At 44.6% G+C, this 22,213-nt stretch carries 21 protein-coding genes, 1 tRNA gene, 1 pseudogene and 1 riboswitch; of the genes and pseudogenes, 11 read left to right on the top strand and 12 right to left on the bottom strand.

Translation table 11 applies throughout. The features are described 5' to 3' along the window. Positions 1 to 22 precede the first annotated feature (22 nt). From NIES1031_RS01090 to ptsP, 3 genes are all read right to left on the bottom strand, one after another. Positions 23 to 745: a Crp/Fnr family transcriptional regulator gene (locus NIES1031_RS01090; protein ID WP_073547698.1), complete on the bottom strand. Its 723-nt coding sequence runs from the start codon at positions 743 to 745 to the stop codon at positions 23 to 25. An 83-nt stretch (positions 746 to 828) separates the two neighbouring features. Next, entirely contained in the window at positions 829 to 963 is a 135-nt protein-coding gene (locus tag NIES1031_RS25890) for a hypothetical protein (RefSeq protein ID WP_269085982.1), read from the bottom strand. Then, positions 960 to 3,509 carry a phosphoenolpyruvate--protein phosphotransferase gene (ptsP, locus tag NIES1031_RS01085; RefSeq protein WP_073547829.1) on the bottom strand — a complete coding sequence of 850 codons (2,550 nt, stop codon included), beginning with the start codon at positions 3,507 to 3,509 and terminating at the stop codon, positions 960 to 962. Before ptsP ends, NIES1031_RS25890 begins: the two co-directional genes overlap by 4 nt. A 208-nt stretch (positions 3,510 to 3,717) precedes the next feature. On the opposite strand from ptsP, the gene NIES1031_RS01080 reads away from it, so the two are divergent. Next, a complete protein-coding gene (locus NIES1031_RS01080) occupies positions 3,718 to 4,290 on the top strand; it encodes a GNAT family N-acetyltransferase (protein ID WP_073547697.1) in 573 nt (190 codons plus the stop codon). 68 nt (positions 4,291 to 4,358) lie between these two features. After that, the gene (locus NIES1031_RS01075; RefSeq protein WP_015189576.1) at positions 4,359 to 4,718 is read left to right on the top strand and encodes a DUF6464 family protein; all 360 of its coding nucleotides are present in this window, start codon (positions 4,359 to 4,361) and stop codon (positions 4,716 to 4,718) included. Here the strand turns inward: NIES1031_RS01075 and fmt are convergent. Next, entirely contained in the window at positions 4,697 to 5,707 is a 1,011-nt protein-coding gene (gene fmt, locus NIES1031_RS01070; RefSeq protein ID WP_073547696.1) for a methionyl-tRNA formyltransferase, read from the bottom strand. The genes NIES1031_RS01075 and fmt overlap by 22 nt on opposite strands. A gap of 351 nt (positions 5,708 to 6,058) precedes the next feature. Here fmt and NIES1031_RS01065 point away from each other — a divergent pair, with 351 nt between their 5' ends. Beyond that, a complete protein-coding gene (locus NIES1031_RS01065; protein WP_236738669.1) occupies positions 6,059 to 6,928 on the top strand; it encodes a hypothetical protein in 870 nt (289 codons plus the stop codon). A gap of 114 nt (positions 6,929 to 7,042) precedes the next feature. Here NIES1031_RS01065 and NIES1031_RS01060 read toward each other — a convergent pair whose 3' ends face one another. Both NIES1031_RS01060 and NIES1031_RS01055 read right to left on the bottom strand, forming a co-directional pair. Beyond that, complete coding sequence (locus tag NIES1031_RS01060; RefSeq protein WP_073547695.1) at positions 7,043 to 7,594, bottom strand: DUF937 domain-containing protein; 552 nt, start codon at positions 7,592 to 7,594, stop codon at positions 7,043 to 7,045. A 385-nt stretch (positions 7,595 to 7,979) separates the two neighbouring features. Beyond that, positions 7,980 to 8,180 carry a hypothetical protein gene (locus NIES1031_RS01055; RefSeq protein WP_015189572.1) on the bottom strand — a complete coding sequence of 67 codons (201 nt, stop codon included), beginning with the start codon at positions 8,178 to 8,180 and terminating at the stop codon, positions 7,980 to 7,982. Between the two features lie 138 nt (positions 8,181 to 8,318). Further along, positions 8,319 to 8,457: riboswitch (cyclic di-AMP (ydaO/yuaA leader) on the bottom strand. A 306-nt stretch (positions 8,458 to 8,763) separates the two neighbouring features. Between NIES1031_RS01055 and NIES1031_RS01050 the strand changes: the two genes are divergently transcribed. Continuing rightward, positions 8,764 to 10,281 carry a YcjF family protein gene (locus NIES1031_RS01050; RefSeq protein ID WP_073547694.1) on the top strand — a complete coding sequence of 506 codons (1,518 nt, stop codon included), beginning with the start codon at positions 8,764 to 8,766 and terminating at the stop codon, positions 10,279 to 10,281. 31 nt (positions 10,282 to 10,312) lie between these two features. On the opposite strand, the gene dhaL is transcribed toward NIES1031_RS01050, so the two are convergent. Genes dhaL through NIES1031_RS01035 form a run of 3 tightly spaced genes read right to left on the bottom strand, consistent with a single transcriptional unit; the run spans position 10,313 to position 12,630 of the window. Beyond that, positions 10,313 to 10,954: a dihydroxyacetone kinase subunit DhaL gene (gene dhaL / locus NIES1031_RS01045; RefSeq protein ID WP_236738668.1), complete on the bottom strand. Its 642-nt coding sequence runs from the start codon at positions 10,952 to 10,954 to the stop codon at positions 10,313 to 10,315. After that, positions 10,954 to 12,102 carry a dihydroxyacetone kinase subunit DhaK gene (dhaK, locus tag NIES1031_RS01040; RefSeq protein ID WP_236738667.1) on the bottom strand — a complete coding sequence of 383 codons (1,149 nt, stop codon included), beginning with the start codon at positions 12,100 to 12,102 and terminating at the stop codon, positions 10,954 to 10,956. Before dhaK ends, dhaL begins: the two co-directional genes overlap by 1 nt. A 12-nt stretch (positions 12,103 to 12,114) precedes the next feature. Next, a complete protein-coding gene (locus tag NIES1031_RS01035; protein ID WP_073547692.1) occupies positions 12,115 to 12,630 on the bottom strand; it encodes a hypothetical protein in 516 nt (171 codons plus the stop codon). Between the two features lie 88 nt (positions 12,631 to 12,718). Here NIES1031_RS01035 and NIES1031_RS01030 point away from each other — a divergent pair, with 88 nt between their 5' ends. From NIES1031_RS01030 to NIES1031_RS26270, 4 genes and pseudogenes are all read left to right on the top strand, one after another. Beyond that, on the top strand, positions 12,719 to 13,633 hold the full coding sequence (locus NIES1031_RS01030; protein ID WP_073547691.1) for a histone deacetylase family protein: 915 nt from the start codon (positions 12,719 to 12,721) through the stop codon (positions 13,631 to 13,633). A gap of 134 nt (positions 13,634 to 13,767) precedes the next feature. Continuing rightward, complete coding sequence (gshA, locus tag NIES1031_RS01025) at positions 13,768 to 14,919, top strand: glutamate--cysteine ligase (RefSeq protein WP_073547690.1); 1,152 nt, start codon at positions 13,768 to 13,770, stop codon at positions 14,917 to 14,919. 138 nt (positions 14,920 to 15,057) lie between these two features. Then, positions 15,058 to 15,519, top strand: coding sequence for a tRNA (cytidine(34)-2'-O)-methyltransferase (locus tag NIES1031_RS01020; RefSeq protein ID WP_073547689.1), 462 nt, complete (start codon positions 15,058 to 15,060; stop codon positions 15,517 to 15,519). 2,912 nt (positions 15,520 to 18,431) lie between these two features. Continuing rightward, positions 18,432 to 19,007, top strand: a pseudogene (locus tag NIES1031_RS26270) (M23 family metallopeptidase); the annotation flags it as partial. Positions 19,008 to 19,105: 98 nt separating this feature from the next. Here the strand turns inward: NIES1031_RS26270 and NIES1031_RS01010 are convergent. After that, entirely contained in the window at positions 19,106 to 20,185 is a 1,080-nt protein-coding gene (locus NIES1031_RS01010; RefSeq protein WP_073547687.1) for an MraY family glycosyltransferase, read from the bottom strand. Between the two features lie 241 nt (positions 20,186 to 20,426). Between NIES1031_RS01010 and NIES1031_RS01005 the strand changes: the two genes are divergently transcribed. Further along, positions 20,427 to 20,500 (top strand) — tRNA-Met (locus NIES1031_RS01005). Positions 20,501 to 20,572: 72 nt separating this feature from the next. On the opposite strand, the gene NIES1031_RS25885 is transcribed toward NIES1031_RS01005, so the two are convergent. Continuing rightward, positions 20,573 to 20,704 carry a hypothetical protein gene (locus tag NIES1031_RS25885; protein WP_269085981.1) on the bottom strand — a complete coding sequence of 44 codons (132 nt, stop codon included), beginning with the start codon at positions 20,702 to 20,704 and terminating at the stop codon, positions 20,573 to 20,575. 45 nt (positions 20,705 to 20,749) lie between these two features. On the opposite strand from NIES1031_RS25885, the gene NIES1031_RS01000 reads away from it, so the two are divergent. Together NIES1031_RS01000 and NIES1031_RS26265 are read left to right on the top strand one after the other, a co-directional pair. Then, positions 20,750 to 21,010, top strand: a complete 261-nt coding sequence (locus NIES1031_RS01000) for a DUF6022 family protein (protein ID WP_218596615.1) — start codon at positions 20,750 to 20,752, stop codon at positions 21,008 to 21,010. Next, positions 20,991 to 21,071, top strand: a complete 81-nt coding sequence (locus NIES1031_RS26265; protein WP_407919477.1) for a hypothetical protein — start codon at positions 20,991 to 20,993, stop codon at positions 21,069 to 21,071. Before NIES1031_RS01000 ends, NIES1031_RS26265 begins: the two co-directional genes overlap by 20 nt. 92 nt (positions 21,072 to 21,163) lie before the next feature. Here the strand turns inward: NIES1031_RS26265 and NIES1031_RS00995 are convergent, their stop codons facing one another. Then, positions 21,164 to 22,078 carry an SDR family oxidoreductase gene (locus NIES1031_RS00995; RefSeq protein ID WP_178378015.1) on the bottom strand — a complete coding sequence of 305 codons (915 nt, stop codon included), beginning with the start codon at positions 22,076 to 22,078 and terminating at the stop codon, positions 21,164 to 21,166. Positions 22,079 to 22,213: the final 135 nt, after the last annotated feature.

Raw genomic sequence — 22,213 nt, 5'->3', positions numbered from 1 at the left:
ACAGAAAAGTAGAACAGATTACTTATTTAAGATATTTAGTTCCTAGCAAACGTGCAAATTCTTTTTTGACAACTTGGTAGCACTCGCAAGACGCTGACTCTAAAGCTTGGTGATCGAGAATCTTAATTTTGCCTCGGCTGTAAGTAATCATTCTTGCTTGACTTAACGCACTTGCTGCTTCTGTTACACCAGATCTGCGCGTACCAAGCATATAAGAAAGAAATTCTTGCGTTAGGGGTAATTCGTCTGATTGTACTCGGTCTTGAACTGTGAGTAACCAACGTGCAAGACGTTGTTCAATCGTGTGAAGGCGATTGCAAGCAGCAGAGTGTGAAGTATGTGTAAAAAGTGCTTGCATATAGCGCAATATAATGTTTTGTAATTTGCCACCTCGGTCAAATTCATTTTTGAGATATTCTGCTTTTAGTCGCAGCGCAGTTCCAGGAATTTGCACGATCGCTTGATTGGTTGTGGTATTTCCTCCCCAGCACACAGGTAATCCTACCAAACCTTCTCTACTAACTACACCAACTTCAACGACTGCACCATTTTCCATAATAGTGATTAAAGAAACCAGCGCTTGACTAGGGAAATAAACATATTCAATAAACTCTTCAAGTTCATAAAGTACCTGGTCGCGCTCAAGCGAGACAAGTTCCAAATGAGGGATTAAGCGTTGATATTCCTCACTCGGCAGAACTGCAAGCAATTGATTTTCGACTTGGATGGCGGTGTGGGATATCATAACAAGCCTCGTAATAATTTTACGTTTCCAACCGACCTCCGACCGTATATAAAGAAGCCCTTAAATTGTTATACTAGCAACCTCTACTTCGACAAAATCTCCCTATTTCTTTCCTCTGCATCTACGGACACTTTGACGCCAGTTGCTACAACAAGGGGCGACGAAGTCCGCGATCGCACCACCTTTGCACCTTTCGCCTCCTCTGTGGTTCGTTTCATCTTTGGGTTTTTCTCTCCACCTCCTCATTTGTGTAAAACGAACTCACCAACTCTCTAACTCGATTTGCTGAATCTAACTTCAAAGCCCTTTGCGCGATCGCTTCCGCTTCCACTGTACTCAACTCACTAACCGCCCGTTTCACCATCGGTATCGCTTGCGAATTGAGACTAAGTTCATCTAATCCCAAACCCACTAGAATTGGTGTCGCCAAAGTATCAGCGGCTAATTCTCCACACAAACCCACCCAAATCCCAGAAGAATGTGCAGCTTGCACCGTTTGCTCAATTGAGCGTAATATCGCAGGATGTAAAGCATCTGCCAGCATTGCAACTTGGGAATTCGTCCGATCCGCCGCCATGACATACTGACTTAAATCATTCGTACCGATACTGAAAAAGTCAATCTCGGTAGCTAACTGATCGGCGATCGCAACTGCGGACGGAGTCTCTACCATAATTCCTACTTGCATTGACTCATCAAAAGGAATATTTGCTTGTCGCAATTGAGTTTGCACTTGGGCTAAAATTGCCTTGGCGGCTTGTACTTCTTGCACAGTCGCAACCATCGGAAACATTATTTTAATTTGATGTCCGTGGCTAGCCCGCAAAATCGCGCGTAACTGCGTTTTAAAAATATCTTGATGTTCTAAACAAAACCGAATACCGCGTTTACCGAGAAAAGGGTTCGATTCTGCGCGTAATCCAAGATAATCTAGTGGTTTATCACCACCAATATCCAAAGTCCGCACGATTAAAGCGCGACGATCTAAAACTTCAGCGATCGCTTGATAAACTGCGAATTGTTCCTCTTCGGTAGGTGCAGTTGTGCGATTGAGATAGAGAAATTCAGTGCGGAGTAATCCGACACCGTCAGCACCATTTTTGATTGCTATTTTCGCCTCAGCGACACTACCAATATTCGCCGCGATTGTAACGCGCTTGCGATCGCGAGTAATTGCCGGTTGATGTGCGGTAACTTGCGCGTGTTGTCGCGCTTGTAATCCAGCGTTGCGCCTAGCTTGTAGTCTTGCGATTGTATCTGTATCAGGTTCTAGCCAAACTTTGCCACTTGCACCATCAATTGCGAGCAGTGTACCATTTGCTAGATGTAGAATTGCGGCAGGGACACCCACGACAGCGGGTATACCAAGACTACGCGCTAGAATTGCGGTGTGTGAAGTTGCGCTACCGCGCGTTGTACAGATTCCTAATACTTTTGTTGTGTCTAACTGCGCGGTGTCAGAAGGACTTAAATCAGTCGCGACGACGATACTCGGTTGCGTGAGTTCAATTGTTGGTGTTGTGATTCCACGCAGTGATCGCAATACCCTTTGTCCTACATCAGTAATATCATTCGCGCGTTCTTGCAAATACGCATCTTCTAAGGTATCAAAGTTATGTGCTAACTCATCAATTGTACTTTTCCATGCAAATTCTGCATTTTGGTGATGGCTAAAAATTCGCTGGTGTACAGGTTCGAGTAATGCAGGATCTTGTAGCACAAGTAAATGCGCGCTAAAAATTTCCGCTTTGTCGCCGAGTTGATTTGCACTTTGTAATGATTGCAGATCTTGGGTAGCAGTTTGAATTGCTGTCTGTATTCTTTGCCATTCGTTGGCTGTATCCTCAACGATGTATTCTTCGACTTGGACAGTTGTCGGACGATATTGAAAAATAGGTGCGATCGCAACTCCCGAAGACGCAGGAATTCCAAGGAGTTCTCCTTCTACAGTCTCACTGCTATCAATAACTGTCGGTATCAAATCGCTGTCATCTTCACCAAAGTTATTCGTAACTAATTCTTGCAACGCAGCTAAAGCCGCTTCTGCGTCAATCCCCGTCGCCGCGATCGCAATTTCATGTCCTTGACGCACTCCTAATGTCGCAACTTGATTGATACTATTTGCCTGAACAAAGTCTGTATTCCTTGTTACGTTTCTTACTCTAATCTGCGCTTGAAATTTGGCTGCTGTTGTCACAAACCGTGCTGCGGGACGTGCGTGTAAGCCTAATCGATTAGCGACTGTAAGTTGAATTTGGAGTGTGTAGGGGTTATCAGTGCGTGAATGTTCTTTCGCCTCTCTATCATTCACAAGTGGAGGATTTTGGGGACTTATCAGTGTATCACTAATAACATCAATTCCAAGTTGTGCGGCTTTAGCAGTTAACGCGCCCCGCGCTTCGGCGAGTACTTGTTCAATAGAATTCAGTTGTGCTGCTGAAATTGTTGCGGCGATCGCGCCTTCTACGAGTGGTGCTTCGCACAAATAAATCTTCTCGCACTGTTCCTCAGTTAAAAACTCCAACGCCATCTCTGCACTAAGTAAAGCACTTCCCAAATCCATTAAAACAACGACACCATCATCGCTGTAAACTGACTCGATCGCTTGATAAACTTGCATCGCATCTGTACCGAGTGGATTATCTGGATCGTCAATACCAGCAGCGACAGCTAACGCAACGTCACCACTAACCATTTGTGCTGCAAGTTCCCGCACTCCTGCTGCTAGCTGTTTACTATGAGAGACGATAACAATGCCTACCACCACATCACCATAGTGCGAAGCTTGTACTTAACTTATTGCCAGCACAATAAATATGAACTGCTGCTAGCGAAACTTTATTAAATCAATGCTACAGCAACTCTGTTCAAGCTCAAACTTCAACCTTGACACCCTTAACTATTTTGTACAATGTGCTGGATAGAGTCAATTTCCTCAAACACTAAGTATTACAGCCTTGATCGCTTTAAAAATGAAGATTTTTTTAGAAACTAAAAGATTAATTTTGCGACAATTCACCGAAGATGATGTAAATAATTTATTTGAACTCAATAGCGACCCGCAAGTTACTCGCTTGACACCTGACGCAGGTCAACTACCAGATTACACAACAATTCAAACGCGAACGTTACCACAATACCTTGCTTATTACCAACTATACGACAGTTACGGTTGCTGGGCTGCTGTTGAAAAATCAACTCAAGCATTCATTGGTTGGTTCTACTTGCGTCCAGCCGTACACGCAGCTTACTTCAATTCTGCATTCGCCGATCGCGATGATATAGAGCTAGGATATCGCTTGCGCCAAGCAGCTTGGGGAAAAGGTTATGCTACAGAAGGAGCTAAAGCACTCATCAACAAAGGCTTTTCTGAGTTAGGAATGCAGCGTGTTTTTACCGTTGCTTTGGCTGTGAATGCGCCTTCGATTCGAGTTATGGAAAAAATAGGCTTAAAACGCGAAAAAAGACTATTTGATGAATTCGGTAACGATCTGGCGATCCACGCCCTCAATAAAGCTGAGTTTGAATCCTTAAGCTTACTCTAAACTTGCCACGCAAGCTGTGCGATCGCGATACCATCCAAATGTAGTTAGCATTACATTGAGCGGAGATTATGGAGCCAGATTCACTACCGACGGAGATCATTCTGACGCACCCACGTCAATCTTTGGGTAGCGTTAAGTTAGATTGGACACCCCAGCCAGGAAATTATCTCGACCTTGAAGGTAAAACTTACGCTGTACTAGAGCGCCGCCATCGCTATCATTTAAGATCGGGGCGCTATCGCTTACATAAAGTTGCAATATACGTGCAGTCAGCGCCACGTCCGAGTGAAAAAAGTCTTGTGGCTGGACGTTGGGTCATTGGCGATGCTAGCTGTCGCTACAATGCGCATTCTGAATTAATTCGCTGTGCGGTTAATCCCGAAGGACCATGCGATCGCTGTCGGTTTTATGAACCTGTTGAAGCGTAACTCCTCAGTTTTTCTCCTACTGTTAGACGACTACCGTTAGCAAAATCCCATCCTGATTGCGGACGTTTTCCTGCAAGTTGTACCTGTTGTAATAGTAATAATCCTTCCCCTGTTTGGATAATTGGTCCTATTCCCTTGGCAATGCTGACGACTTCACCAGTCACCGCCGGAGTTGACAAAGAAGACAAAGTGTGCTCTAGAAAGCTAAATTCTGGTAGTAACGACCAATAAGCAGCGCCAAGGGGAACCGTCGCAATGATTTTTAACGACTCGTCGCGAAAGTGCGTAACGCAGTTGGGGAAAAAGCCGCGCACTTGGTTATGTAATGCGATCGCAGATTTTGACCAATCTAGAAGGTAATCGTGCTTTTTAATTAACGGTGCATAAGTCGCTTGCGAGTCATCTTGCAGAATCGGTTGAATTTCTTGGCGTTCCCACTTAAACAGCGTTTCTATCAATAAATCTGCGCCTATTTCGGCAAGTCGTTGCGCTAAATCTTGCGCATTATCAAGTAGTTGAATCGGTGTATAGGCTTTGAGTAGCATTGCACCCGTATCCATACCCGCATCCATTAACATTGTTGTAATACCCGTCTCGGCTTCGCCATGATAAAGACACCACTGAATTGGCGCAGCACCTCGATACTTCGGCAAAATTGAGCCATGCACGTTAATACAACCTCTACGTGGTATATCTAAAATTTCTTGCGAAAGAATTTGCCCATAGGCAACAACAACAAAAACATCAACTGATAATTTTTGTAACTGTGCTAAAACTTCAGCATCTTTCTTAATGCGCTGCGGTTGCCATACAGGAATATTGTGCTGCATAGCCACAGATTTCACTGGCGAAGCACTTAACTGATTACCACGCCCGCGACGTTTATCCGGCTGCGTGACAACTGCAGACACTTCAATCGCTGGATGCTGCAATAATTTTTTTAACGTGGGTACTGCAAAATCAGGAGTACCAAAAAATACGACTTTCATTCAAAGCGACAAGCTAGGCGACTATCGGCTATCCTACCGCAGAGTTTTGCTCAGAAAGCAATTAGAGTTCATTGTAATCTCAAAATGTATAGGCTCTTGATTCAAGCCCCTGTATTTATATATGGGGTTTAAGCTAAAAGCTAATCGCTGGTTTTGACAAGGCACAGGTACAAGTGTTGTGACACTTTTATTTGTGAACTTCGATTGAACCAACGCAAGCTGTAGAAAAATTTAATTGAAATAGGTCTTCTCAGTTGCCTATTTCTCTTGTTATACCTGAAATAGCATACTGCCACATCGCCTACTTCAGGTGCTTCTGACCTCGCTACTGCCCTACCTAAAACTGTACAAATGCTACAAAACTTCTTCTCAGGATGGTTTTGCCCACAGCCACGCCTCAAGCTGTTAGTGGCTATGCTACTGACACCAGTGATCGCAGCTACGTCAATTCAAGCGGCGTCAGCCCAGTCGTTTGAAGCACTCACGTCTTCGTTAAGTCAATTGTCACCAGAAAAACAGGCTAGCGATCAGCCATCAGTATCTCTCGATCCATTAAATAGCCCTTATCCAATTCCTTGGAATTGGGTAATGAAAACTTACGAAGATGTTAGTTCGCAAGAAGGTTCGGGAGTGCGTTACTATCGCAGTCATTCGCTGCTTTCGCCTGATGGCGAGTATGCTGCTTACAGCCGCATTCAAATGCAAGTACAGCCAGAACTCTATCATAGTCAAGTCAGCAGTGTCATGTTTTTAGAAAACTTGCGCACTGGAAAGTTACAAGAAGTCAAAGCTTCATCTCCCTTAGCGCTGCATTTATTGATCCGTGGAGAATCAGCAGTACCAGGAATTATTTCAATTTTGTCTCCCATCGGTTGGTCAAAGTCGAGCGATCGCTTACTCGCGCGTCAATTTGAAGGTTTCTTTAATACTTCTGATGTGTCTGACTATGCTGTGATTTGGCATCGATACAAAAACCAAACAACAACACTTGCGCCAGCACAAACTTATCACGACCATGCCATGTCAATCCTACTCGGCTGGAGTCAAACTGACCCCGATCAAGTTGTCTTCCGAGTCGGTGAATTAGGTGATGAGCATTGGCAGATGTGGACAGTGGCAGAAAACGGTCAAACAACACCCGCAACAAGCATAGAACAACCTATTGTTTTCGGACTACAGCAAATGAAACTTTGGGCAGGCGAACAAATTGCTTCTCGATAGTATTACAGAGATCAGGGGTCAGGGTTCAGAGGTCAGAATAGTTCTAAACTCTCCTATTGTCCTAACCATCTTGACCACTGCTATAAAAGTGAGTATTGCTAATTGCTCAAGCGATTAAAAACGCGATTGACCAAGGTAACGTCCTGCAAGCTGTATAGCATCAGCAATATCTACCTCGCCATCGCCGTTGGCGTCTAAGAAAGTATCTAATACGGTATTTCGGTTATTAGTTTGAGTATTAGCAACTGGTGCATTTTGTACGCGGCTGCCGCTTTGCAATAGATTTAGCACAACAGGCACTAAAATAGGTAGCATTTGCACAATCATATTTGGATTCAAACCTGTGCGCTGTGCGGCAAATTGTGCGAGTTGTTGAATTTGACTTTGAGAAAACAACCCAGAAACCGCTTGCGGGTTTGGTGATGCACCGCTGTATTGATTGACAAACGCTTGTGTTTGGTCGTAACCATCTCTAGAACGCTTTTGCTGTAGTCCTGAGCGAACGTAATTACCTACAATCGACATTAACGATTGCATCGTCGATGGATTTGTGTGATAGCTATTGCTTAGCTGCTGTACTGTATTCAGAATGTTAACTAGCTGTCCAGAACTTGCTTGCTGCGAAGGATTATTGATTGCACCAAGAATTTGGTCAAAAAGTCCCATATGTCTATACTTATATCATGTATGACTTCAATTTTCCCTAGTCAACAAGCTGACGACCTCTAGCTAACAGTAGAAAATTTGCTCAAATCTGCGGTAACGTTCTTCCTTACTTTCTCCCCCTAATTGGGCTACGGTGTACACATAAATTTAGACTGGCGTCGCTCCAAGCTTTTTCACCCCCTTGCATCGGTGAAAGCGGGGTGAAACCCCAATCCCCACTACGTGAGGACACCGAGTCTCCTGTTGTAGGAACTGGCGTGGGCTGGGGGGCGGTTCGCCAGGGACTTTGCTAGATACCGACTATTTGTGTACACGGTAGCCATAATTAGGAAAGAGCGAGAGGGGCGAGAAGCCGCAAATTTGAATCAGTAAAATTGTACAGACACTATGACTCGGCTTGCATTAAAGATTTTGATCGGAGTCGAATGAGACGGTCAATACAGGCTTGACCATAGCTAATTGCCTCATCAAGCGTCTGAAAACAAAATGGTTCGCTGTAGTGATTTCCTTCTGGATCGGTGTAGTCTACGACGATACCGTTCAATTCTTGCTTTGCAAGTAAGATCCACTGTTTGTAGTAATTCATTATCCTTACCTCTGTTTACATGTAGCGACGGACGAGGTGGGCCGAAAGGTCAGCAGCTAACCCAAATTATTGATTAAGGGATACCTGCGAAGAGACCCTTAGGACAATTGCTTATATAAAATATAAAGCTAATGCCACAGGTACTCCTTCCATTGCCTACGAAGTTAGCTGACGGGCTAAGATTGGAAGGTATCTTTCTCTTATATAGAGATTCGCCCCGAACTTTGGTTCCTCCGTTCTTCAACGCAAGCGGTAGAAGATTAGGCTACCCACTAAACAACTGATCGCTAGTAGCAAATGGATACTTTATATCCATGGTAATAACTCATCAGCTATACCAAATATACTGGAATTGCTTTTGTTGCGCAATCATTTTTGTTGTAAATTGCTAGTGTAATATCTTGATACACAAAATTGAGTCAAGCTATAGCCTTAACCGCATCTAACTTTCAGAACTATATTAAATTTTTCTAAAGTTTCAAAACGCCTTGTTGTGATCGCCCTATTACCCCTGACGCAGTCAGGACAACAGCAAGCAGATTAAGATCAAAAGCATCTCCTGCGTTGTAGTGACTCTAAGACAATGCCTTTTCCACGCATCGTAATGCTGCTGATTGCCCTAATTGTTATCGTCGGGCTGTTGCTGTGGCTGTTTGCTAGCTTGTCACAGTTGTTATGGCAGTTGTCTTACACTTCGCCGTTCCTGGCGGATGTGCTGCTATTTCTGATTGTCGCCTTGGTTGTCTTGCTGATCGGTGTAGTTATCTACTACATCGCGATTGTCCAACGCGGTGAAAGGCGATCGCGACGACGGGCGCAACGGCAAATTCAAATTCCCGAAGACCGCACGGACGTTGCGGAGGAAAATCTGCGTGCAATCCAACAGCAATTGACACAAATTCAAGATGAAGTGGCGCGTCAAGCGTTACTCGCGCGATCGCAGGAAATTGAAGCAAGTTTATCGCGCGGTGCGTTGCGAGTCGTTGTCTTTGGAACAGGTTCAGCGGGCAAAACTTCACTCGTGAATGCGATCTTTGGGCGAATTGTCGGACAAGTCGCAGCACCAATGGGAACAACACAGGAAGGACAAACTTACAGCTTGCGGCTCAAAGGCATGGAACGCCGGATTTTGATTACGGATACGCCAGGAATTTTAGAAGCAGGAGTCGCCGGAACAGAACGCGAAAGACTCGCACGACAATTAGCTACTGAAGCTGACTTATTGTTGTTTGTTGTAGATAACGATTTACGGCGTTCGGAATACGAACCGTTGCAGACATTGGCAGAAATTGGCAAGCGATCGCTTTTAGTTTTGAATAAAACCGATTTATACACTGACATAGACCGCGAAACAATCCTCGCCCAACTGCGCGAACGAGTTAAAAACTTTATTGCACCAACGGATATTGTGGCGATCGCTGCGAATCCGCAACCTGTCGCGTTAGAAAATGGCGAAATTTTTCAGCCTGAACCAGATATTATGCCGTTACTGCGCCGCATGGCTGCGGTTTTACGTACTGAGGGTGAAGATTTAGTCGCAGACAATATCTTACTGCAATCGCAACGACTCGGCGAAGAGGCACGGCAGATTATTGATGCTCAGCGGCGTCGTCAAGCGGATCAGGTTGTAGACCGTTTTCAATGGATTAGTGCAGGTGTTGTCACAGTAACGCCGTTACCAGGTGTTGATTTACTCGCCACCGCAGCGGTGAATGCGCAAATGGTTGTCGAAATCGGGAGAATCTACGGCAGCGATTTGAATTTAGAACGCGGTAAAGAGTTGGCACTTTCTTTAGCAAAAACGCTTGCAAGTTTGGGGATTGTCAAAGGGGCAATTCAACTGTTATCAACAGCACTACAATTTCATGTTGCGACGTTTGTCGTTGGTCGTGCAATTCAAGGCGTGACTGCTGCGTATTTGACGCGAATTGCAGGTAAAAGTTTTATCGAGTATTTTCGTCACGATCAAGATTGGGGTGACGGTGGAATTACTGAGGTAGTACAGCGTCAATTTGAACTTAACCGCCGCGATGAGTTTATCAAAGCTTTCGTGCAAGAAGCGATCGCCCGCGTAATTAAACCGCTTAAAGTTGATTCGTAACTTGGTAATCGGTAATTGGCGTGTCTAGCCACTAATCACTCGTCATACCAAGGACTTCGGATAAACTTTTTAGCATCAAATATACAGATGTTGCCCCAGGATCTTGATGGTCGATGCTGCGATCGCCTAAGTAGCTGGCGCGACCTTTTTTTGCCAGCATGGGGATAGTTGCTTGCATTCCTTGTTCGGCGGCGGCGGTTGCTTGTTGAATTGCTTCTGAGGTTGTTTTACCTTGACCGATAGCTTGGGTAAAAGCCGTAACCGCAGGCGATAGCGCGTCAATCATTGTTTTATCACCAAGTTGCGCTTTGCCGCGTTGTAAGACGCCATCTAAGCCTGCTTGCAGTAAACTTGCCAAATCTTCGTTCGATAATTCTTGTTTTCCAGCAACAGCGGTACTCGCGCGTAAAAAGAAAGTGCCATACAATGGTCCACTCGCACCACCCACACTAGAAATAAGTGTTATACTAACTGTTTTCAAAACACTGCTGATATCTTGCTCTGCAAGTTTAGGTAACTGACTTGCGACTTTTTGAAATCCACGATCCATGTTGATACCATGATCGGCATCACCGATCGCCGCATCGAGTTGTGTCAAGTATTCTTTGTTCTGCGCGATCGCATCTGCGAATTGCTCTAACCATTGTAAGATCTGCTCTTTTGTCATCATCATCAACTTCCCCAGCGCCAGCTTGCTGTTTTTACGGGTGCATCCCAAAGGCGAATCATTTCATCGTCTAACCTTAGTAGCGTAATCGAACACCCTTGCATATCGAGCGATGTGATGTAAGAACCGATTAAGTTGCGGACAATTTGCCATCCTTGCTGCGCGCACAAATCGGCAAGTTGGCGATAAACAATGTACAGTTCAGCTAGCGGCGTACCACCCATACCGTTGACAAAAGCTAAAAGGCGATCGCCCTTTTCCCATTCAGGATTGGTTAATTGCACGTCAACAAATCCTCCTTTGCTTTCATCCCACTCGCGGACTGTGCGAGTATAGACAATATCCTCAAAAATTGACATTGCTAGCATCTCAGTAATCTCATCCGCCGACTTAATCGTCATTCTTTCGCGCCCTGGTTCGCCGTGAATGCCAATTCCCATTTCAATTTCGTCAGCATCTAATTCAAACGTCGGCTTCATGATTGCGGGTACAGTACATGAAGTTAAGGCGACTCCCATACTTCGCCCATTGAGATTAACTCGGCGACACAAATCGGCAATATCGGCTAAATCATATCCTTTTTCTGCCGCCGCACCACAAATTTTTTCGGCTAGTACCGTTGTTCCTACACCTCGCCGCCCTTGCGTGTACAAACTGTCTTTGACGGCAACATCATCATCGATTAAAATACTCAAAACTCGCAGATCTTCAGCACGCGCTAACTCGGTTGCCATCTCGAAGTTCATAACATCACCACTATAGTTTTTGACTATATAAAGAATTCCTGCACCACCATCAACTTGTTTTGCCGCTGCTAGCATTTGATCGGGCGTTGGCGAAGTAAAAACTTCACCAGGACAAGCAGCATCCAGCATTCCCCTACCAACAAACCCTGCGTGCAGTGGTTCGTGTCCGCTACCACCACCTGAAATTAGCGCAACTTTTCCTTGTACGGGTGCATCTGCACGATAGACAAACGTAGGCTCAAATTGTACTTTTAATAGATCAGAATGCGCCTTTGCCATTCCTATTAAACTCTCACGGACAAAATCTTCCGGTTGATTGATGAGTTTTTTCATTGTAGTGACTTCTGACAATGTAGCTTTGAGGCTGGTAATCGGTAATGCGTATCTATCCGTTAAAGAAGAAGACAAATCAAAACTCTTTTAGGGTAATTGTTCTTTTAGTTGGCTAAGACTATCAGGATTGAGCGTAATTTTTACTTCTAGTTGTTGATGATTATCTCGTAATGTGAGAATGTGGTTTTCGCCAACACGACGATACAGCCAGTGCGGATTTTTGACTTCAATTGTTTCATAATTTACCTCGCGTAAAGCTACACGGATAACGAGTTGTTTTTGCGATTGCGGGAAAATATATAACTGCTGTAGGTGTGTATCGAGTACCAACTGATGCGGTGTCGTGTTACGTGTTTGCGATGTATCAGGTTTTTGCCAGTAAAGCGTGATACCGCGAATTTCAGGATTTTTGATTTCAAAAACTTCATCAAAGCGTTGTGGTTCCCAGTCAAGTTGATCAACATCGCCAGCTTGGGGAATCATCCGCTGTGCCAGCGTAACTTGCTTATTTGCTAAGCTTGACCACCATTGTTGAATTACTGCAAAATTGTCAAGATTATCTGGTTTAGGGTTACCTTGCTGCCAAAGTATTTTACCTTCCATATGTCTTATCTCAGTTGCGATCACTTCTCTTTAGCAGAATACTTGATGCATGATTAGCTAAGGGCTAAAAGCTAATCGCTTGCTAAAGATGGATTTACCAATTATTTACCACCCTGACTACGTAGCACCTCTGCCCGAAGGTCATCGCTTTCCGATGCCTAAGTTTAGCCAACTCTATGAATTACTCATCGCAGATGGTGTAGCAGATCCTGGACAATTTCATACTCCCGTACAACCACTATCCGAATGGATCACATTAGTTCATACTCCAGATTACTTTCAAGCATATTGTACAGGGACACTCGATCCTAAAGCGCAACGCCGAATTGGCTTACCTTGGAGTTCGGCGTTAGTCAAGCGCACGTGTATTGCTGTCGGGGGAACAATTTTAACAGCTAAATTAGCCCTCAGTCACGGTTTAGCGTGCAATACTGCGGGTGGAACACATCATGCTTTTCCAAGCTATGGTTCGGGTTTTTGTATTTTTAACGATTTGGCGATCGCCACGCGTGTTTTACAACAGTTGCAACTCGTCAAAAAAGTATTGATTGTAGATTTGGATGTGCATCAAGGTGACGGGACAGCGTATATTTTTCAAGAGGATGCGAGTGTTTTTACGTTTTCGATGCACTGTGAAGTAAATTTTCCAGGAACTAAACAAAACAGTGACTTGGATGTTCCTTTACCTGTAGGAATGGAAGACGATGCTTATTTGCAAACGTTAGCGAATTACTTACCCGATTTACTTTCTCATGTTAAGCCAGATCTTGTGTTATACGATGCAGGTGTCGATCCGCACGCAGGCGATCGCTTGGGTAAATTAGCTTTAACTGACGCTGGTATTTATCGCCGCGAAATGCAAGTCTTAAGTACCTGTTTCGGTCGCGGTTATCCGGTAGCTTGTGTGATTGGTGGTGGTTATGCGGATGACTTTAACAGTTTAGTTTATCGCCATTCTTTACTGCACCGCGCCGCAAGTGAAGTTTATCGGCATTATCGCTAAGCAAAGTTACGAATTTTGAATTATCAATGAGTTAACTCAAAACTTTTCGGATGCTAACCTCTTGACGGATGCGTCGCAATAATTACAGATTTACACTGTAAGGTGTAAAAATATATCCAATTTGAGGAAATACCGTGCTGCTATCCAAAGGTTTTGAAGTCGAGATGTACACTGGTACACCCCAGGGTGATATTGTCGGTCTTTCAGACCAAATTGTAGCCGGTATAGATGGGTTTGTCCGCGAACCAGATAGCCGTAATGTCGAATACACAACGCCTCCACTAACGAAGTATGAAGATCTTCTGTGTTCCCTACTACGTCCTCGCTTGCGATTACGCGAATATTTACAAAAATTAGGAAACTATACTTTAATACCTGGAAGTACGCTGGCTTTGGGTGGAAGCGATCGCTTCTTTCGTTCCGATCCAAGCAACCCGTATCACGACTATATCGAACAAACCTACGGTACCAAAGTTGTCACCGCTAGCGTTCACATCAATATTGGTATTGCCGATCCAGAGACATTGATGCGTGCGTGTCGTTTGGTACGCGTAGAAGCTCCATTATATCTCGCACTCAGCGCCGCATCTCCCTTTATCGATAGCAAAGCCACAGGATATCATTCAACGCGCTGGGGATTATTTCCGCAAACTCCTACATATGTACCTTTATTTGAAAGCCACGCGCATCATATTCGGTGGGTAGAAGAACAGTTAGCAGCAGGAACGATGCAAAATGTCCGCCACTTATGGGTGTCAGTACGACCGAATGGTGATCGCCGTCCGTATAACCTGAATCGTTTAGAATTACGCATTTGCGACCTTGTTAGCGATCCTATCAGTTTACTCGCGATCGCCGCTTTGCTTGAAGCACGTCTTTTACAACTGATTGCCGATCCGAGTCTCGATCCCCTCGAAACCAGTACTATACCTGCAACAAATCGCCCAGAGGAACTAATTGCGATTACCGTTGCAAATGAAGCGGCGGCGGCACAATCTAGTTTAGATGCGCGCTTGACCCATTGGCAAGATGGTAGAAGTATCTTAGCACGCGATTGGATTGCAGAAATTTACAAAGATGTTTGGGCGATCGCGAAACAAAGTGGCTTTAACTGCTTTCTTTCCCCTGTGCAAAAAATTCTTCGCGAAGGAAACGAAGCACAGCAGTGGTTGCAGCTTTTTACTTATGGTTTCAGTGTCCAGCAAATTATGACACAAGCAAGCCTCGCGATGCGCGAACGCGAAAGCAAACTCGAAGCTGAAATATGTTCTCCTGTAGCAGCTTGAGTTGAATTGTTGAGAAGATTCAAAATATTTAATCAGTGTGATTGGGTATATTAACATTAAAAAAAACTATAAGTTGACTTTAGGCGCATCTTGATTGGAACAGACGATTTAAGATGTTCGCAGTCCGATCAAGATCACATGCCTCAGATTGTCTTAGTTCATCCCCAAATTCCGCCGAATACTGGAAATATTGCTCGTACCTGCGCTGCAACCGAAACCGAGTTACATCTAGTTGGTCCACTAGGTTTTGAGATTAGCGATCGCTATCTCAAGCGGGCCGGATTAGATTACTGGCCTTATGTCAACTTGCACTATCATGAATCAATTGCTACTTTTCAGTCTTACTGCAAACAACGGGGCGGACGCACAATTGGTTTTAGCGTGAGGGGAAGTGACAACTATGCAGCTTTCCAATTTCAAACTGATGACTGGTTAATATTCGGTAGTGAAACGACAGGTTTACCGCCTGATATGCTGGCAGAATGTACTGCTACGGTGTATATTCCTATGCCACATCCCAAGGTGCGGAGCTTAAATCTCTCCGTCAGCGTTGCGATCGGTTTATTTGAAGCTCGACGTCAACTAGGATATCTTGTATGAATTGTTGTTTTTACACTCAGCAAAGCATTCAAGAAAACGACAAGTTTGATGACTAAATGCATTTTTGGACGCGCGTCAATCCGCAATAGAGTTAAAGTTTAGCCTGTGCTTACTGAGAAGTCAATATGGTTTTAAGCGCAGGTATTTTTTGTATTTATCTATTCTTACTAGCATAAATTTATACAAAGTATTTTGGTAAAAGTTTGTGAGACTATCGCTTTGCGCAAAATGTACTTTGGTTAAAACACGATAAGAAATTTTTATATTAAAAAAGATTTTTTAGGAGAAGAAAGCGATAGATTTTACTCATTCTAAATTGGCTAAATCTGTCATGTCTTTGGGGATCAAATCTGAGTAAACCGAGTACAATCGACAAGCTAAGCTATTTAGCTAGATTTAACGATCTTCAACATTAGCTAAAGGAGGCAAAAGTAAACTTACAGCAGGATGACGACGACATAGCACAGCCACATAACAACTGTGGGTATGCGTACTCTGATTGCCAAAAATTTAGAAAAAAGGTTAAGTACATAGCAACTGCGATCGCTTGTATAAAGAAGAATGGCAGTCGCAATTGACTACCAACGAATGGTAGTAAAAATCGATACCCATTTCTTTAGGTATGCGCTGAGCGACAAGATTCAGCACAGTGTTAGGAGTTGATGTAAACTTGTCTAAATTAAAATTGCCTAGTAATCTTGCTTAAGTATGTTTGCTGGATCTGAGGTGAATCTATAGAAAGTAGTAGCCTAATTCATTGACTAGTAATAAACTCGATAAATCGAGATCAGGTAAGCCCTATTGCTCATAGGAGGTCATTTTTGAAACGAGCATGGATGAAGAAGGTTAAGGCTGTTCCTGCTAGCGCTAAAAGCAAAGCAGCTGCGGAGGAGCAATTGAAGCCCGTTCAGCCCAAGGTCAAACGGCGAGTGCGCACTTCGGTCGCGATGATGGCGATCGCAATATCAATGGGAGGACCCAACCTTTTACTGACTCGACACGATCGCACTCCAGCGGCTGAGATCCCGCAGGGTGAGGAACCGGCTGCTATTCCAGTTTCGACGACTTCGTCTACTCAAGCAGCGTCAATTGTGGTAGAAGTTGTGCCAGCGCCAGCCACTACGTCTGTAACCCCTGCGAGTCCTCCTGCGCCGGATACAGTGCAAATCAATACAACGCAGCAGACAACGCCAATTCGAGTAGAACAAGAACAACGGCAAAAGCCACCGCTGGCGATAGATGCGAGTCAGAAAAAATATACCGCACCAAAAGCAGTAGCGCCACGCCGCGTCGAAACGACGACAAATGATTCGACACAAATCAGTACGAGTAAAGTACGGGCTACACAGCGCCAAGATCGCTTAGTACAACAACTCAAATCAGCCAACAAAGTAGACGCACTCAACAAATCGAGTGGCGTTCCTCTTCACGCATCAACACAGCCAGTTAGCAGTAGAAACAACCAACAGCAAGAACCAACAGCCCCAGCAGCAACTAAACAAAAGTTGCTGGTCAATCGCTTAAAGCAACAATCGAACCACTCAAAAAACAGTTCGGCGGAGTTGCGGTCTGAGGAGTTCAATACGCGTACAGCTATTCAAGCAACACCACAATCGCCCAGTACGGATGTGACGCAGCCAAGCAATCGTTTAGTTAGCCCATATGTCGAGACGGCTAGACGCGAAGCATCAACGAATAACAGCACAAGCGAGTTAAATCAACCTGTAGCAACTGCACCTCAACAGCCTAGCTACGAATCTAACCAAAATCAACTGGTACAGCGATTGCGTACAGCGCAGCGTCCGATGCGATCGCAGCCAGAAAGTACGGGTAATCAAAACGTTATTGTAGAAACTCAAGTTCCATCAGTAGCGATCAATCCACCCCAAATTTCAACTCCAAGTTTAGATCCACTTAATAAAATTACGTCTCCTACTGTTATTGGAACGCAAGTAACACCAACCGAAGATATCCGCGATAACAGCGTCGTGGTCGATATTAAAGAATCTTTAACACCAATTGCCGTGACTTCTGAGGCGTCACAGCAACAAACGCAGGCAGAAATTGTCAACGGGCAACACCGAATTGATCGCACTCAACTGCCAACGACATCAGTAGAATTTGGAATTGCAAATGTACCATATACGATTCCTAGTCCTACGCAGACGGCAACTCAAGAAGCAGAAACGACAACACCACAAACCGCAGAAAACCAAAGTATAGTTGCAGAGCGTACGCAGCCAAAAACGCTAGAAGCACAAACAGTTTTTGTTATTTCTGAAGTACCTGAAGACACGAACAAAGCCAGCGTCCAAGTCGCATCGCTGGCAACAGAATATCAGGTAAAACCAGGAGATACACTAACCGCGATCGCGCGTGCGCATGATGTTGCCCTAGATGAACTTGTCAGTGCGAACCAAATCACTAATCCTGACCAACTACAAATTAACCAAAGCATTACGATACCGACTTCGGTATATCACGGTGCAGTTGCTCAAAATATCAATGTCAGCGATCGCTCTCAACAACAAAACAGAGCAACAATTTCTGCACAACCCCATGTATCGGTTATTCCTGATAGCCGTGAAGCCTCAGTAGCTACATTTGTTGCTTATAACAACCCTTCAACGAATACAGCAGAACAAGAACCAACAGTAGCAATGCTTGGCGTGGGTGGTAGTCTCTCAAATGAGGAACCACTTGATCCACCAAATCTGTATGTCCAAGGCTTACAGGCAGAAATTCAACAACTGCGTCAAAAGTACAACACTCCTACAGCTAATTCTGCCAAGCAAACCGTTGAAGCTTCAATTAAAGTAAATACTAAGCTTACTGCTACTCCAGCCAAGCCCAAATCGGTGGCGTCCGTTGTGACTCAAACCCGTTCTCGTAAAGTAGCTTCTGAACCGGTTAACCCAGAGTTTCGTGTCGCTCAAGCAAATACCTCAGGTTCCGGCACAATTAAAGCTCGATTAGCAACTGCACCGACAAACGTCGATCCTACCGAAGCATTACAATCGCTCCGAGGAAGGCAAGTATCTCCAGAATTGCCACCGCTGGGTGCAGCAGATATGTATTTGCCTAAACCAGGATCGTCAGCACCATTCACAGGCTATATTTGGCCTGCAAAAGGCGTTCTCTCTTCTGGTTATGGCTGGCGCTGGGGAAGAATGCACCGAGGAATCGATGTAGCAGCACCAGTGGGAACTCCTATTTTTGCAGCAGCTTCTGGTGTGATTGTGCGCGCCGGTTGGAATTCTGGTGGTTATGGCAACTTGGTAGATATCAGACACCCTGATGGTTCACTGACTCGTTATGCTCATAACAACCGCATCTTAGTCCGTGCAGGGCAAGAAGTCGAACAAGGTCAACACATTGCTGAGATGGGAAGCACTGGTTTTAGTACAGGTCCTCACCTTCATTTTGAAGTGCATCCTGCAGGTAAAGGAGCCGTTAATCCGATCGCTTTGTTACCTCGTCAGCGTTAGTCATTGAATCGCCTCAAATTAGCAGTGAGTAGGGAAGGGATATTAAGTTCCTTTCCCTACTCATTTAATGGTCTAGCTGAGAGAGTGTGGTCTTAGAATCAGAGTGATCGCATTCTACGCCAAATTGTAAAGCTCAGTAGTGCGATAATACTAGCGATTGTGACTAGCGCGGCGATCGCACTCATTCCCTGTAGCTGCATTGCGAGCCAATTCGAGACAATTGTGCCTGTCCACAGTGTTAGCGCTGTATGCCTTTGAGAAAAGCCCCAAGCAAGTAATCGATGGTGCAAATGGTCTTTACCAGGGTTACTCAGAGGATTTTTACCTGCCATCAAGCGCAGTACAAAGACTTGAGTTGTATCGATGACTGGTAACAGCAGAAATAAAACGGGTGGTACTAGCGCAAATACTGTAGTTACTTTGAGATTACCTAAAATCGTTGTTGCTGCTAAGACATATCCAAAAAAATAGGCTCCGGCATCGCCCATAATAATCCGTGAAGGATGGAAGTTGTGCCGCAAAAATCCTAGGGCGCCTCCTCCTAAGGCGGCGAGTAGTAACGTTGCGGCTGCCCGTGTTTCAAATTGCGCAGACACCGCCAGCAAACTCATCGCGGTAATAAAGCTAACTCCCCCAGCCAAGCCATCCATTCCATCCATCAGGTTAATGGCATTGGTAATTCCGACCACCCACAGCACGGTAAGACATATCGCAAGTAGCGAGTCAACCGGAGTTCCTAACGGTGCTTCAATTTTGATACCACTGCTGATAAGTAGCAGGGCTGTCAGAATTTGAGTGAATAAGCGTACCCAGGGCGGTAAGCCAAATTGGTCATCAATAAAGCCAACAAGGACTAATATCGATCCTCCCAGTAAGATGGTCAGTACTTCCGCAAGGACACCTTCAATCACGATCGGGCGTAACAGCGTCGCCAGGACTAATGCAGCTAGAACTCCAAAATAGATTACTAAACCTCCGGCGTTGGGCAACGGTTCGCGATTGAGTCGCCTTTCATTAGGTTGGTCTGCCCAACCAACTTGTAATGCAAACGAACGCACGGGCGGAGTCAACAGCCAGGTGACTACCCAGGCTAATAAAAAGGTAAAGATCACCGCTAGCCAGCCAGTTCCACTAGGATTAGCAATGCCGAGCGATTGAAGAAATCCGTACAGGTTCATCTGTTAATTCAACCCTTACTGGGAATGATGACATCAAGCATTATTGCTACATAAATGAATATGCTACTGCGTTAGGGAAGTTTCGTCGCTGATATAAATCAGGGAAAAAACTAGGAAATTTCACATTTTTATGACTCAATGCCTGTCTTTATGCACAAATCGTGCTATTTCTATTTAATTTAAGCAAGACTAGTAATCGCAGATAGTGTATGCTATATTTATAAGTCGTTGTCTAATACTTGGCTCAGTAGCTCAGTTGGTCAGAGCAGGGGACTCATAAGCCCAAGGTCGAGTGTTCAAATCACTCCTGAGCCATTTTTTATCATAAATACAAAAGCTGTGCAAGGCTTATTCGTAAGGGTTTCAAGATTACTGGCATTTTCCGTATTACCGTTGAATACAGTTGATTGTTGCTAATACTGGGTGATTTTTTAGGCAAGTTTTAGGCATGAAATATTTCCGGTGGACGCGGGCGATCGCTGCGGTTAAAAAGATCATGTTTTTACAATCTTGCCACATTGGTTAGGCGTCACAATACAAGACGCTAAGATTGGAGCAAGCTCAATGAATTCATCACAAATCGTGTTCTTAGGCAACCAAAATACCGATATTTACGCGATTGGTCAGTACATCGCCAATCATATTACTGAAAACTGGCAAAATCTCCTCTTCAAACATCACGGTAAGTTGCTAGACGCATTTAACAAAGCCGGTGATATGGCGTATGGAGCGTATTGCTACAAGCTGTTTCGTCCACACCAACAACTTAAACACGCAGTTTCGCCTCCCTCGTCAACCCCAAGCGATCACTTTAACAGAAACTAGCAAGGAAGCGGTTGTCAAAGCGTTCCACCGATTTCAAAAATGCACTCGAATTTCAGATTGAATACGCAGAATATCTGCAAAGCTTAGAAAACAAGGTTGAAGCACTACAGATGCAGCACACCTAGACCTTAGCTTCAGAAAATTTGAACAACGCTAACGATATCCAGTTGCATCTGCGGGTTTACCAACAGCCTCAACTTCACAAATGTAGCGCCAAGCATCAGGCTGCGAGCCATCCAAGTCTGTAAAGCCATAGACTTTTGCCAGTTGACCACTTGACAGCGACTGACCATTCCAGCGGGTAACGTTTGGATCTCCAGCAAGACAAGCCACAGCACGACCAATATAATGAGGGGTTTCAGAAATAACAAAGTGAGGCTCTTTTGCAGTTGCGTCTTGCCAATTGGCTTCGCTAACCCCAAAATGATCTAACATGATTTCTGAGCGCAACCAGCCTGGAGTTAGCGCCACAGATGTGCATTGATGAGGTTGAAGCTCTTGTGCTAGTGCCCAAGCCATGCGAATTACTGAGGTTTTTGCTAGATCGTAGAACAGTGATAATCGGTAGTTTGTATTGTTGTATTCTGCCGTACCATCAGTGACTTCGATGACTAGACCCCCTGAATTTTTGATTAAAAGCGGTAGCGCAAAGTGGCTAGTAATGATGTGCGTATCGAGTGCCAGTCTAAACAATCGCAGTCCCTTTTCTAAAGAAAGCTGCCACACGGGCCGATTAAACTCTGCCAGATATTCTCCACCGATATCATTAACTAGGATATCCAACCGACCTTGCTCGTTCTCAATTCGCGTTACCAGAACTTGAACCTGTGTTGGATCGAGATGATCGACCTGAACCGGTATACCATAACCGCCCGCTTGATTTACTAGTTCTGCCGTTTCTTCAATAGTTTCAGGACGGTTGTACTCGGAGCGTTGAGCGTGGGTGGTTCGACCTGTGACATAAACAATTGTACCTGACGCACCTAGTTCAATGGCAATACCGCGACCTGCACCGCGTGTTGCTCCTGCAACTAAAGCTACTTTGTTCTTCAGCACTTGATTTATCATCTAAACCTCCTCCATTTCTACTTGGGGAAGCAAATATCTAATTAGCGATCGCAACTATGTGTTGTAAAACACTGCCGAGTGCATAAGAGTGCTGCGAGTGTTATTTGATACCGCTTAACATGTACCTTACTTTGG

Origin of the sequence: Chroogloeocystis siderophila 5.2 s.c.1, assembly GCF_001904655.1 — a bacterium.
GTDB lineage: Bacteria > Cyanobacteriota > Cyanobacteriia > Cyanobacteriales > Chroococcidiopsidaceae > Chroogloeocystis > Chroogloeocystis siderophila.
This window is presented reverse-complemented; position numbering and strand designations above follow the sequence as displayed.